This is a genomic window from Streptomyces sp. NPDC111656 (genome assembly GCF_055656965.1).
Map to the genome: position 1 here is coordinate 1 of NZ_JBVKCA010000015.1, position 12711 is coordinate 12711.

The window sequence follows — 12711 nt, forward strand, 5'->3', positions numbered from 1 at the left end:
CGCTGATCCTGACGAACACCTCGTCCAGGTGCCACTTGTCGCCAGGCCGGGGACGGCGGCGGCGCAGTCCGTTCGCGTAGGCCTGGCCGAACTTGCCGCACCAGCGGCGGATCATTTCGTAGGAGACGATGACGCCTCGCTCGAGCATCAGCTCCTCCACCTCGCGGAAGCTGAGCGGGAAGCGGAAGTACAGCCACACACAGCACGAGATCACCCCGACCGGGTACCGGTGCCCCCTGTACGACGGCAACGCGCTCCCCACGGACGACCCCTCCCCGCGTGATCAACCAGAAGACCATCCCACCCGGTCAGCCAACGTGACAGCGCCCACGGTAAGGCCCGACCGGCGATGACGGCTCACCATCGAGCAGATGGCTGAGCACGTTGATTCGTACCCGCCTGTCCCCGCAGTCCGTACGCCACAACTCCGCGGGCGCGGGCGACGGTCAGCGGCGGCCGCGCCGGTTCGGCGACGTCGTCCTGGTCCTGGTCGTGCTCGCCCATGACTCCATCGTCCTCCGCGCCAGCAGGCCGGGCCAGGGCGTGCGTGTCTGCTGACAGGTGATCCTGACCGTTCGCCAGGTGAGTTTGACCGCGCAGGACAGGGTTCCCAGGGTTCAGCGGCAGAGTTCCATGATGGTGTCGTCGAAGTCGGGGAATTCCTCGGCGGCCTGCTCAAGCACGGTAGCGGCCGGCTGGCGTCGTTGCGGCGCGAACCGCGCCGCAACGGCTGCCAGCTCCTGATTGGGACACGGGGTCCAGTCAGGCTCATGCGAAGGAGCTGCCTCCCAAGGGTCGAAACCGTCGGCCAGCAGCCACAGAAAGCTGCTCAGGTCACGGGCGACAACACCGGTCTCCCCTTCGAACCCGAGGAAGACGACGGGTTGATCGGCCAGCGACTGACCTGAGCGCACCCGCCAGAAAGCCGCGTACCCGCCCGAGCCGTCCTGCCTGAACACCCGGAAGTCGTCTCCGCGTAGTTCACCGTTCCCGGTCCATGCCCGGAACCAGTCAGTGGTCTCTCATGCGGAAATCCGGACGAATTGCCTGAGTGCGTTACGGGCGCTGCGGGCGCTACGTGCGCGATTCCGACGCACGCCGCCGCATCACGCGCGCGTAGCTGTCTGCGCCGTACGGCCGGCAACTGCGTAGCCCCGGTCCAGCCGCGCACGCGACGACATACGTGACCCCGAGCAGTCGCGTTCAGGAAGGCAGCGGGTTCTGCGACGTTCCACGGGTGGCCAGTTGGGCCGATACGCCTGTGACAGAACGAAGACCTCGCGAAGAACCGCCTGTAACTCGGTGCGAGATACAAATACTTCTGACCGCACGGACCTCACTACTCACGGGGGAACACCATGAAGCACACCCGCATCACCGCTCTCGCCGCCATCAGCCTCGCCGCCACCCTCTCCCTCACTGCCTGCAGCGGTGACGGCTCCGGCAAGGACTCCTCCGCCAAGGGCGCCTCCACCCCGCCCTCGGCCGCGTCTTCTGCAACCTCGGACGCTGACTCGAAGTCGGGGAGCGGCTCGAACTCCGGCGACTCGACCGCCACCAACACGAAGCCGGACTCCGGCGGCCAGGACACCCAGGCGGGCACCGGCAGCACGAACAGCGCCGCGAAGACCAGCAACAAGGTCACGTTCTGCAAGACCGAGGACCTGGCCATCGACGCCACCAACGCCGCGCCCGACAAGACCTCCGGCCGGATCAACATCACCATGATCAACCGGGGTTCGACCACCTGCTCGGCCACCGGCTTCGCCGGCGTCGACATCAAGGACGCCGACCACACCTCGAACCCCATCGAACGCGGCCACGCCCAGCCCCGCATCACCACCCTGAAGCCCGGCGACGCCGCGATCTTCGACCTCGCCTACACCATCGACACCACCGGCAACAGCCTCGCCACCCCGACCAACATCCTGGTCACGCCCCCGAACGAGACCCACACCGTCACCCTGGAGTGGCCCGCCGCCGCCGGCCAGATCAAGGGCGCCTACACCGACGTCCAGGTCTACCCCACCCACACCACCGAGTAAGAGCGGCGGCTCCTGGCAGGTAACGGCGCTTGGCCGCCGTGGCCGACCGGGGAACTGACCCAGAAGCGGACTGCTTCACCACACCCGGATGCGGGGAAACGTCAACCGTCCGGGGCCGGATCCGGCCGCCCTGGGGTCGTTGGAGAAGCCGCTGCACGGATTCGTTCCAGGACTGTCTCGCCGCCGACAAGCTCTGGAGGACTACCTGACCGAGACCGGGCGCGAGCTGCAACGCCGGCTCATGCAGGACCAGCTGGACGCCCGGGCCCGCGGCGAGGCCCGCCGGGCGTCGGTGACCGGGACCGACGGCGTGGTGCGGGTACGGGCCGAGCACGGCCACCGCCGCCAGGTGGCCACCACGGTAGGCCGGGTGGAGGTGACCCGGATCGCCTAGCGCCCCGAAGGCGGCGAACCTGCACCCCGGCGACAAGGCCCTGGCCCTGGCCCTGCCAAGTCGCCTGCACTCCTTCCCGCTGCAGCGCGGGATGTTGCCGCTACCTCGTCAAGGACCGCCTCGACGTGACCGGAGCCAGGTGGAGCCTGCCCGGCGGCGAGGCGGTCCTGCTGCTGCGGGCCGTCATCGCCAACGGCGACTTCAACGAGTACTGGAACTACCACGCCCGTCGCGAGTATCAGCGCGCACCCACGCCACGCTCTACAAGGAACAACTCGGCATCGCCGCATGACCGTTGAAGAACTGCTCACTCAAGAGGAAACGCACCCTCACGTATGTCTACCTTGGGGTAATGCCGCCCTGCACAGCCGTACGGATGCCGCAGAGAGTGGTCAACGCCCGCGCGGCTGATCTGGCCAAGCCCCATGGGACTGGCCGGATGGCTAAGGGGCTGCACTTCACCACGAACGACGGCACACGGTGGGTGCGGTGGGGCGATGGTCGGCTGATGGAGACAAACAGTGAACCCGCACACCGCCGCCCCGGCGATTTGGGCCTTATTAATAACAAGGAGGCGAAAGTCAGCCGCCTTGTTGAGTGCGGCTCGAGGGCCTGAGCACGGTCACCGATACGCCCGCGAGCCCGGACCAACTAGATGATCTATTTCAAGGGGCGCCCGCGGAGACGAGAACGAGGGTATCCAAGATCGTTTTGTGACGAACAACCTAGACACCCTCGCGACAGCACTCTATGCGACGACCGACGATCTGCTGAAGGAGCGTCCGGACTTGGCGCCGTGGCGGCCGGCCGTGGGGATCGCGCCGCAGCTCACGGACGCCGAGCTGGTCACTCTTGCGATGATGCAGGCCATGCTCGGCTTCACCTCTGAAGCCAGGTGGCTCCGGCATGCCCGGGCCCACCTGCGGCACCTCTTTCCGTACCTGCCCCAGCAACCCGGCTACAACAAGCGGCTGCGCAAGTCCGCCGAACTGCTCCGCCGCGTCAACCGGATCGGGGCCATCAACACCCGACGAGCGGGACCAGATTCGCGATCGGCATGCCGACTGGCTTTCCAGTCATCCCTCGGGTCTCTGACCGGCTGGGATCGCCGCCCCGCTCAGAACGGTCTTCACCCCAAGTACCGGGTTGAGAGGCTCCACGAGTTCCATGGTGGCGACGGCCACGAGGCGGGCGGGTGCATCACCCTCCAGCAACGCGCTCACGTACTCGATGGCCTCCGCGGGCGAGAGCACAGGCAGCCTTTGGCGCAGTGTCCGCACAGCATGCATCCGTCCGCGCGTGGCGACTCCGCGGAGTGCATCGTGTAGATCGTCCACTGCAGTACGCACCGGCAGCCCGCGTATCCGGGCCCGGTAGTCGGCTTCCCACTCCCCGGTTACCGCGGAGACGACGCCGATCTGGTGTAGTCCCCCGTCGACGCGGTCGACCAGGTACGGCCCGTTGCCAACCAGCGCGTACTTCGAGTTCCGGGTGCGTACGAAGTCCTCGGACTGCCAGGAGACGATCCACACCAGCTCGTGCTCCTCGACACGGACCACAGCCATCCTCGCCGCGTCCGCGCTTACAGCCCGCCACTGCTGATAGTCGCGCCCCAGCTGTTCTTCGACAGCCCGAACGGCGGCTTCTCGCTCGATCACGCGTGCAGCATCCCGTACGGGCCTTCTGTCGACCAGCGAATTCGCACGGCCCAGAGCGACGTACGAGGGGGCTGACGGACCTTCTTGCTCAGGAATACGACAGCCACGGAACGGGTGCTCTGCGCCAGTACCGCTGCGCAGCCAGGGCGTGTGTGACCCGTGCCACCAGGGCTTCGAGCCCAGCCCCGACACCGTCATGGCCTCCCCGGCCACGCACCGTCTAGCCGCCTGACGGCTCCCCGTGCCGCCCCCGACCAGCCTGTTGCGCTGGCCGGGGACGGCGCGGAGGACCGGACAGCCCGGTCGCCCGGAACACCCCAAGGAGCTGCACGTGACCGAGACCTCACCCCGCCCGCCGCCGTCGGTGCGGACTCGCCGCTCGCCCTGCTCTTCGATATCGCCCTTGAGATCGGTACGCAGGGCGAGGAGGAACAGCGCGAGGACGCCAAGACCGCGGCCCTGGATTACGTCTGGTACCACTACCCCGACACTCTCGGCAAGGCTGTGGACGAAGAAGACTGGTCCGGCCGGCCCGCCCTGCCGGAAGCCGTGCTGGAGCCGTGCGCCGTCGCCTACCTGGACGGCGGCCTGTGGCTGCACCACACCGTCGACGTCGACCAGGAGCAGGACGTCCTCACTCTCATCGCGCCCTGCACCTGCGGAGACGGGTACGTCGACACCGTCCTGGAAGGCGAGCGCGACCTGCTGCAGATCCGAACTGAGCTGCGCGCCACCGGCGGCCGTTTCCCGCACGACGGTGGCTGGCCCGACTGCGACGGCCAGCGCCGTCTGCGTGCCTGGGGCGACACCCGGCCGTGAACACCCGGACCGCCCTGCTGCTTGCGGCCGTCGTAGCCGTCACGGCCACGGCGGCCACCGTCGCACTCGAGGCCGGCGCCTGGGGAGCTGGCCGTCTCCCGGAACGCCATCCGGCTCTCCCCTCCGCCTCGCCCGGGCTGCCCGGACTGCCGTGGCGAGGGCGGCTGGTGGTCCCAAGGCCCGTATCCGGGCGGGGAGCTGTGCTGGTGCTGGGACCGGCCGACGCGGACTCTCCGGCTCCTGCCCGTCCGTGACCCCTGGCCGGACGAACCGCCGTTCTGACCTCCGACCCACCGAAGCTACCCCCGGGCGGCCCGCACACCACGCGGGCCGCCCCTTCACGTTCCCAAGGAGAACCCCGCTCATGACGACCGTTACGGTCCCCGCCCCCACTGTCGACAAGAACCTGGACACCGCCTGCGCCTCCGTCGTCAGTGAGATCGGATGCACGGACGGCAAGGCGTCCTTGCTGCTCGCCTTCAACGGCGCCGTCCTCGCCGGCCTCGCGTCCGTCACCGACAAGGACCTGCCGACCGCGACGAAGGTCTTCGGCGCGCTCGCCGTCCTCGCCTTGACCGCGGCCGCCGTGCTGCTGCTCCTGGTCGTCAGGCCCCGCCTGCGCGGCGACGACAAGGCGTCCTTCCCTCACCGGGCACGCCTGGACGAAGACGAGATCCGCGCCTGCATGGACGGCGACACCCGCGCCGCCCGCATCCGGGTCCTGTCCACCCTCGCCGTACGGAAATTCACCCACCTGCGGCGCGCGGTCGACCTGTCCCTCGCCGCCCTGGCCCTGCTCGCACTGGCCGCCGCCAGCCTCGCGCTGTGACAGCGGCCGCGCAGACCCGCACCCGCCTGGAACGCATCCGCGCCTCGGCCGGCATCGCCCAGCTCGCACTCCAGCAGATCCACGACGACCTGGGCACCGACGACGTCGACCAGGCGGAGCTCGCCGCGACCCTGCGCGAACTGAGCGTGGACACCGACCCACCGGGCGGCCTCATGGCGTCCGGCGCGCAGCTGCTCACCGTGGCCGCGCATCGAGTGGAGCGGATCGGACCCGACCGCGATGGCCTGGCCGGAGGTTCCGGAACCACGCTGCTGATGGAGTGCGTTCCCTATCCAGGAAAGAAGGCGCCACGAGAGGATATGAAGTAGCGAATCGCCGGCCCTCTGGCGGCGGTCGGCGCCGGGGCGAGAGAGGGGCGACATGTCGCAGGGGTGGAAGAGCACGGTCATTGTGCTGGCGGCGGCCGCGATTGTCTCCACGCCGCTCATTTGGCTGCTGGACAGTCCCGATGCGGGGCAGTTGGCCGCGGCCTCCATCCAGTCCGGCGTCGGCGTAGCCGCCCTGGTCTGGGCACTGTTCCAACCCTCGGGAAACCGCACGGACGACACGGCTATCCGGACCGGACAAGCTCGCGCGAGCCGTGGGGGAACGGCTGTCACCGGTGTGAAGCGCTCAGGGGGCCGGAGTAGCGGATCGGCGAAGGCGGAGAGGACCGGGGACGCCACCGCCTCCGGCGAAGGCAGTAGCGCTGTCAGCGGCATCGACTACACCTGACCGGCCTGGCCAGAGCGCGGATTGAGGCGGGGGGAACGGTCGCGTGGGCAGAGGAGAGAAACGCCCAGAAGGCCCCAAGGGTCTTGCAGACGAAGAGGTTGCGGTGACCGACACCGGGAACGCCAAGGCCGCATCCGGGGCAACGGCGGTGACCGGCTACCGCGGGCCGGTACCGGGAACTGGTGGCGCTCCTGCTGGTTCGGTGCGAGTGTCCGGGACTGGGGACGCGAACGTCTCCGAGGGCGGGCTCTCCAACACTGGCTACATCCACCAGGTGAGCACCGAGCAGTTGACTATGGTGCAGCAGCGTCCGCTGCTGGAGCCCGCAGTCTGGCCGCACCAGGTCGGTGTGATCCCCTCCCGAGCGCAGTCCTTCCAGCACCGTGCCGAGGCGGAACGGCTGCGGGCTGCGGTCGAGGACGGCGGAACGGCTGTGTCGGGGCAGCTCTTGACCGGCATGGGCGGGGTGGGCAAGACCCAGCTCGCCGCCGACTACGCCCGCTCCACCTGGGAAGGCGGCCACCTTGACGTCCTCGTCTGGGTCACCGCGAGCGCCCGCTCGCCTGTGGTAACCGGCTTCGCGCAGGCAGGCGTCGAACTGTGCCGGGCCGACCCCGACGACCCCGAAAAGGCCGCACGGACGTTTCTCGCGTGGCTGACCCCGAAACCAGGGGCACACCCCTGCCAGTGGCTGATTGTCCTGGACGACGTCGCCGACCCCGACGACCTGCGCGGCCTGTGGCCGCCCGCCAGCCCGCATGGCCGGACCCTGGTCACGACCCGCCGCCGCGACGCCGCCCTGGTCGGCGAAGGCCGCCGCCGGATCGAGGTCGGTCTGTTCACCGAGGCCGAAGCCCTCGCCCACCTCACCACATCTCTGGAAGCCCACGGCCGCCACGAGCCCGTCGACCAACTCACCGCACTGGCCTCCGAGCTCGGACATCTGCCCCTGGCGCTTTCCCAGGCTGCCGTCTACCTCATCGACTTCAGCGAGGACGTGGCCACCTATCGCGAGCTGCTCGCCGATCGCGCCACCGCACTCGCCGACACCACCCCCGACCGTCTCCCCGACGAACAGGCCGTTCCCCTCGCCGCCGCCTGGTCCCTGTCCCTCGACCGCGCCGATAGCCTGCGGCCTGTCGGCCTGGCCCGCCCCATGCTTCATCTGGCGGCCCTGCTCGACCCCAACGGCATCCCCCAAACAATCCTGACCAGCCAGCCCGCCCTCACTCACCTTGCCCAGTCCTGCACCCGAACTGACCAAGACCTCACCGCGGAACGGGGCCAGATTTCTTCCCGGGACGCGGTACGAGCCCTGCGCGCCCTGCATCGCCTCCACCTGATCGACCACGATCCGGACGCCCCTCACCAGGCCGTGCGAATCCACCAGCTCATCCAGCGTGCAGCGCGCGACAGCCTCACCTCCGCGGTGCTGGATCAGCTCAGCCGCACCGTCGCCGACGCCCTCCTCGCCGCCTGGCCCGACGTTGAACGGGATACCGCCCTCGCTCAATTCCTGCGCACCAACTCCACCGCCCTGGTCAACCACGTCGGAGAAGATGTGCTCTACCGGCTCGCCGCTCATGAGGTGCTGTACCGCGCGGGCCACAGTTTGGGTCAAGTCGGCCAGGTTTCGGCCGCGCGCGACCATTTTGCCCAGCTCGCCGATGCGGCTTCCCGTCGTCTCGGCCCGGATCACCCCGACACCCTCGCCGCCCGGCATCACCTCGCTTCCATGCAGGTGCAGGCAGGAGATGCGGCCGGAGCCGTAGCCGCCTTCGCCGAGTTGTTGGATGACCGAGTGCGGGTACTGGGCCCGGATCACCCCGACACGGTGGCGACCCGCCATTGGTTTGCCACCACACGAGGCCAGGCGGGGGACCCCGTCGGAGCCGCGAACGCCCTCCTCGACGTTCTCGAGGATCTGCTCGAGGCAAAGGGTCCGGATCACCCCGACGCCCTCCACGTTCGACACCTCCTTGCGTACTGGCAAGGCCAAGCGGGGAATCTTGAGGCGTCACTGGCTGCCTGTCCCGAACTCGTCGAGAACTTCAAGCGAGTTATGGGCCCGGATCACCCCGGCACCCTCGCCGTCCGCAGCGATTTCGCTGGCTTGCAAGGGGACGCAGGGGATGCAGCTGGTGCGGTGGCCAACTTGGCCGAGCTGCTGGACGACATGGTGCGGGTCCTGGGCCCGGACCACCCATACACCCTGACCACTCGACTGAATCTTGCTGGCTCGCAAGGGCATGCAGGGGATACGGCCGGGGCGGTGGCCAACTTGGCCGAGCTGCTGGACGACATGGTGCGGGTCCTGGGCCCAGACCATCCCGGCACCCTTCACGCCCGGGGCGCCCTTGCCGAGGTTCGTGGCGTGGCGGGGAATGCAGCCGAAGCCGCCGCCGGCTTCGCCGAACTATTGGATGACCAGATGCGGGTACTGGGAGAGGATCATCCCGACACCCTTGCCGCCCGCGCCGAGCTCGCGCGATGGCGGCAGATGGCAGCGGACCAGGATGTTGATCTATCGACCGATTCATGAGCAAGCCCAGAAAGCGGCGGTTCGCGTCCCGAACGGCGCCGGACCACGTACGAGGACGGCCTCGGGGCTAGGGCGCGTCCTTGTCACCACCTCCAAGGAGGCTCCGGTGCCTTGCCTCCAGAGCCCACAGGTCTGGGGCCGCTCTGCCCTGGGAGTCTGAGTGGTCTTTGCTCTATCGATCTCGATGGGCGTGAGTTCGAGGCCGCCGCATCGGTTGGGTGATCTTCTGGCTGGCAGCTGACTGGAGCGCCAGGACGGCACCCCGGCCGATCCCAGCAGCTACGTGCACGAGTCACGCCACGACCTGGCGGCGTGATCGGCATCGGATTCGCTGATCCCTGGCCGGACGAACCCTCGTTCTCACAGGCCAGGGCTGGTGGCCGCGCATCGGCAAAGAACCACCCCCTCCTTCACCTTTCGAGATCACCGAAGGCCACACCACCAGAAAGTCACTCTTCCGGGTAAGGCGTCCAGGGTCGGGTCGGGTCCGTCGCTGTGGTGAGCGCTTGGACTTCCCGAAGCATCACGAGCTTTTCCCAGGTGAGCAGCCACTGCCTCTCGTCGCCGTCCAGCGCGCGAACGACGGACTCAAGGACCGGCCACTTCGGCAGTCGCTTCCCGCTGAACAGGTCGGAGAGCGTCGAGGGACTGGCAATTCCTGGAAACTCGGGGTTCTCCTCGATCTTCTTCGAGAGCTGGCGCAATGTGGGTGCACCGGCTTCGACGCGGAGCCTCCTGAGCTGTTCGGCCATGTCCTGCACTGCCGAGCGGAGCTTCTCGTCGCCTGCTTGTTCTGGGATTGGTGGTGGTGTGGCCTTCGGTGCTTGTTCTAGGGCTGGTGCTGGTGTGGCCTTCGGCTCTGCTGTCGGGGTCACGCGGCCTTTGGAGGGCCGAGCAGCACGTAGCTCTTCCAGTTCGGCTTCTGTAACGGTGCGCCGGGTGAGCCATTCCGTTGCGTCACCGCCCCAAGCGGTGACCAATGCTCCTAACACGGAGCGGGTAGGCAGGCGCCGTCCCCGCAGAGCCGCGAAGAGTGTGGAACGAGGGATATGAGTCCGCGCTGCGATTTGATCCACGCTGGGGGCCTCGAAGCCGGCGGCGTCACGCAACGCTCGGAGCTTGAGCGCAAAGCGCGCGAGGGGACCGTCTGATGGCGCCAGGTGCGAGGGCCGTCTCGGCATGACCACCCCATCTGCAGTTTGTTGTCGTGTATAGAGCGCAGATTGTGCTCGTATTGTCTCGACCAATTGAACAGGGTCAGGGGGCAACACATGCTGGAAAAGCAACAGTTGACCAGCCGCCAGCGACCCCGGCCGCCAAGCTGAAGGGGACGACTGGCGGCCCAGCCAGCCGACGTTGTCGGCAGAACGGACGTGACCGCATGGGTCAGTCGCTCTCGCATCGTCTCCCATGGCGCCCCTGGGCGCGCAAGGGATCCAAGGAGGTTGGCGTCCTCGTGGTGATCGTCATCGTGGTCGTGGGCCTGTCCCTGGTCCTGCCCGCCGTGCAGATCGCCGCATGCACTGGTCTGTTCAGCGCGATTGCCAGTGCGGTGGCACTTACCTGTCGTACTGAGCGCGGCGCACTGCGTCGCCGAGCCTGAGGCCCGGCGGCAGGGGGACGGCGTCACGGGCGTCGTCCCCCCTGCCGCCGTTCTGGAACAGGAGCCGAGGAAGTACGGCTGAACGTACTTAGCTCGCGGCGGAGCCGCTGGACCTCGTCGTCTTTGGCCGCCAGCGCCGACAGAGCCATGCTCACCTGCGCGGCCATCAACGCGTCGACGCACGCTGCGATCGACCACGGAGCAGTTTTGCTGTGGCTGGCGAAGAAGACCGACAAGACCGGCTCCATCGAGCACTGCAAGGCCGCCCGCGTCGACGTCGACGGCAAGGCCATCTCGGAGCTTACCGGGCCGGGCAGCGCGCGGATGGAGCTGGACGCGGCCACCGCGCCATCGGCTCCGCCGCCGTCACCACCTGGCTCACCCGCCCCGGCGCCCGCCGGTGAGCCGCACCCGGCTGGAGAGCGTCCGCGCCTCCGTGGGCATCGCCCAACTCGCGCTCCAGCAGATCCAGGACGACCTCGCCGCCGACGACGTCGACCCGGCGTAGCTCGCCGCGATCGTGCGCGAGCTGAGCGAGGACACCGACCCACCCGGCGGGTTCATGGCGTCCCTCGCGCAGATGCTCACCGCCGCCGCGCAGCGAGCCGAGCGGATCGAGCCCGGCCGCGACAGCGACGCCTCGTGCCCGCGAGGCCGCCCTCCTGATCACCGACAACGCCGGGATGCGCCTGATCTGGGCAGCCCACGCCCTTGACCCGGCCGAATGACCGCCCCTCTCTACCCGGGCCTGCCCAGGAATGCGCTCCTGGCGCTGATCGGCGCATCGCAGCACCGTCCACACGGCCGCCGAGGATCCCGGGCGGGCCCATCACGATCCACCGCTGACCGGACTGCCCGGCCGTGACGCCCTCATGGTCCGCACCGAGCGTCTCGCCCGCTCCCACCGCGAGCAGCTGCACGTCCTGGTCGCCGACGCCGACGGCCTGAAGGCCGTCAACGACAGCCTTGGGCACGCGGCCGGCGACGCCCTCATCGCCGCCATCGGTCACCGGATCGGGGCATGGGCCGCTGCCCGTGGCGGGCTCGCCGCACGCCTCGGGGGCGACGAATTCGGCGCCGCTCTCCTGCTGCCGCCCACCGCAACGCTCCGGGAGACAGCGGCGCTGCGCGAGGAGCTGGAGCAGCCCGTCGACCACCACGGGCACATCCTGCGCCCGGCGGTGTCCATCGGCACGGGCCGCGCCGTCGACCTGTCCGACGCGGCCGGCGCTTCCCGTCTTCTGCGCGGTGCGGACACGGCCATGTACCGCGTGAAGACCGGCGAGCAGCCGCATGACTACCTGGCGACGCGTCACGACGCCTATACGCCCACGGTCCACGGGCGCCGCCCGGGCCGCCCCGGCACCCACCTGCCCGTCGGATGAGCGCGCCCGCCCGGCACCGCCGCAGCAAGGCACCGCTGTGGGAGCCGGGCCTCATACCGGCTCCCGGCGGCCTCCTGGACTGGCGGTACGCCCGGCACTTCGACCGCTGGCAGGACCTGCCCTGCGTGCTGTGCGGTGCTCCCACGCCGATGCGCTCCCACTACGGCGAGCCCGCGCACAAGGTCTGCGAGAGGACTGGATCAGCGCGAACCCCACCGAGGCGCGCCTCGGCAGGTTCGCCTCCGACGCGAAGCCCAAACGCGTAAGCGACTACGACGACCACGCCTGACTCACGTGCGATTGGAGACCCCCATGGGCCCCACCCTCGAACTCGACCAGCGCATCCCACTGCCCACCCCCGCGACACCGACCGCGTGCCACAGCAACCCGCAGGCGTTCGACGTCGACCGCGGCGAGGTCACCGACCCCGCCGCAGCAGACCGCATCCGGCAGGCCAAGGCCACGTGCCGCACCTGCCCGATCGCCGCGGCCTGCCTGCGTTGGGCACTCACCCACCCGGACCTGACCCGCATCGGCGTATGGGCCGCCACCACCGCCCCGGACCGCACTGCCCTGCGCCGGCGGCTGGAGAACCGTCTCGGTCCGGACTGGGTGAACGTCCTCGCCGCACAGACCCCGTCAACCGCCCCACCCCGGTGACGCTGCCTTTCCGCCGCTACGGCCACGCGCGCGTTAGGAAG

General features: G+C 69.1%; 14 protein-coding genes and 3 pseudogenes. 12 read left to right on the forward strand and 5 right to left on the reverse strand.

All coding sequences use genetic code 11. The features are described 5' to 3' along the window. Window positions 1–262: pseudogene (locus ACZ7M3_RS35100) on the reverse strand (IS6 family transposase); the annotation flags it as partial. A 122-nt stretch (window positions 263–384) separates the two neighbouring features. Between ACZ7M3_RS35100 and ACZ7M3_RS35105 the strand changes: the two are divergent. Continuing rightward, window positions 385–558, forward strand: a complete 174-nt coding sequence (locus ACZ7M3_RS35105) for a hypothetical protein (RefSeq protein ID WP_472068720.1) — start codon at window positions 385–387, stop codon at window positions 556–558. Between the two features lie 59 nt (window positions 559–617). Here the strand turns inward: ACZ7M3_RS35105 and ACZ7M3_RS35110 are convergent, their stop codons facing one another. Continuing rightward, window positions 618–959 (reverse strand): SMI1/KNR4 family protein, encoded by a 342-nt coding sequence (locus ACZ7M3_RS35110; protein ID WP_472068722.1) that lies wholly within the window; start codon window positions 957–959, stop codon window positions 618–620. A 399-nt stretch (window positions 960–1358) separates the two neighbouring features. Between ACZ7M3_RS35110 and ACZ7M3_RS35115 the strand changes: the two genes are divergently transcribed. The 4 genes and pseudogenes from ACZ7M3_RS35115 to ACZ7M3_RS35130 all read left to right on the forward strand — a co-directional run. Beyond that, entirely contained in the window at window positions 1359–2045 is a 687-nt protein-coding gene (locus ACZ7M3_RS35115; protein ID WP_472068724.1) for a DUF4232 domain-containing protein, read from the forward strand. Window positions 2046–2133: 88 nt separating this feature from the next. Next, window positions 2134–2439, forward strand: a complete 306-nt coding sequence (locus tag ACZ7M3_RS35120) for a hypothetical protein (protein WP_472068726.1) — start codon at window positions 2134–2136, stop codon at window positions 2437–2439. Between the two features lie 89 nt (window positions 2440–2528). Then, window positions 2529–2738 (forward strand): annotated as a pseudogene (locus ACZ7M3_RS35125) (hypothetical protein); the annotation flags it as partial. A 414-nt stretch (window positions 2739–3152) separates the two neighbouring features. Beyond that, a pseudogene (locus ACZ7M3_RS35130) lies at window positions 3153–3467 on the forward strand (IS982 family transposase); the annotation flags it as partial. A 48-nt stretch (window positions 3468–3515) separates the two neighbouring features. Here ACZ7M3_RS35130 and ACZ7M3_RS35135 read toward each other — a convergent pair. Beyond that, on the reverse strand, window positions 3516–4097 hold the full coding sequence (locus tag ACZ7M3_RS35135) for a YrhB domain-containing protein (protein WP_472068728.1): 582 nt from the start codon (window positions 4095–4097) through the stop codon (window positions 3516–3518). Window positions 4098–4256: 159 nt separating this feature from the next. Between ACZ7M3_RS35135 and ACZ7M3_RS35140 the strand changes: the two genes are divergently transcribed. From ACZ7M3_RS35140 to ACZ7M3_RS35155, 4 genes are all read left to right on the forward strand, one after another. Further along, on the forward strand, window positions 4257–4916 hold the full coding sequence (locus tag ACZ7M3_RS35140; RefSeq protein WP_472068730.1) for a hypothetical protein: 660 nt from the start codon (window positions 4257–4259) through the stop codon (window positions 4914–4916). A 364-nt stretch (window positions 4917–5280) separates the two neighbouring features. Further along, window positions 5281–5745, forward strand: a complete 465-nt coding sequence (locus tag ACZ7M3_RS35145; RefSeq protein WP_472068732.1) for a Pycsar system effector family protein — start codon at window positions 5281–5283, stop codon at window positions 5743–5745. Further along, entirely contained in the window at window positions 5742–6074 is a 333-nt protein-coding gene (locus ACZ7M3_RS35150; RefSeq protein WP_472068734.1) for a hypothetical protein, read from the forward strand. Before ACZ7M3_RS35145 ends, ACZ7M3_RS35150 begins: the two co-directional genes overlap by 4 nt. A 680-nt stretch (window positions 6075–6754) precedes the next feature. Continuing rightward, on the forward strand, window positions 6755–9022 hold the full coding sequence (locus ACZ7M3_RS35155) for a tetratricopeptide repeat protein (RefSeq protein ID WP_472068736.1): 2268 nt from the start codon (window positions 6755–6757) through the stop codon (window positions 9020–9022). A gap of 449 nt (window positions 9023–9471) precedes the next feature. On the opposite strand, the gene ACZ7M3_RS35160 is transcribed toward ACZ7M3_RS35155, so the two are convergent. Next, window positions 9472–9774: a helix-turn-helix domain-containing protein gene (locus ACZ7M3_RS35160; RefSeq protein WP_382320965.1), complete on the reverse strand. Its 303-nt coding sequence runs from the start codon at window positions 9772–9774 to the stop codon at window positions 9472–9474. Window positions 9775–10478: 704 nt separating this feature from the next. On the opposite strand from ACZ7M3_RS35160, the gene ACZ7M3_RS35165 reads away from it, so the two are divergent. Then, the gene (locus ACZ7M3_RS35165; RefSeq protein WP_382320967.1) at window positions 10479–10625 is read left to right on the forward strand and encodes a hypothetical protein; all 147 of its coding nucleotides are present in this window, start codon (window positions 10479–10481) and stop codon (window positions 10623–10625) included. 23 nt (window positions 10626–10648) lie between these two features. On the opposite strand, the gene ACZ7M3_RS35170 is transcribed toward ACZ7M3_RS35165, so the two are convergent. Further along, a complete protein-coding gene (locus ACZ7M3_RS35170; protein WP_472068739.1) occupies window positions 10649–10969 on the reverse strand; it encodes a hypothetical protein in 321 nt (106 codons plus the stop codon). Between the two features lie 528 nt (window positions 10970–11497). Here ACZ7M3_RS35170 and ACZ7M3_RS35175 point away from each other — a divergent pair. Together ACZ7M3_RS35175 and ACZ7M3_RS35180 are read left to right on the forward strand one after the other, a co-directional pair. Continuing rightward, complete coding sequence (locus ACZ7M3_RS35175) at window positions 11498–12010, forward strand: diguanylate cyclase domain-containing protein (RefSeq protein WP_472068741.1); 513 nt, start codon at window positions 11498–11500, stop codon at window positions 12008–12010. Window positions 12011–12322: 312 nt separating this feature from the next. Then, the gene (locus ACZ7M3_RS35180) at window positions 12323–12670 is read left to right on the forward strand and encodes a WhiB family transcriptional regulator (RefSeq protein WP_472068743.1); all 348 of its coding nucleotides are present in this window, start codon (window positions 12323–12325) and stop codon (window positions 12668–12670) included. Window positions 12671–12711 lie beyond the last annotated feature (41 nt).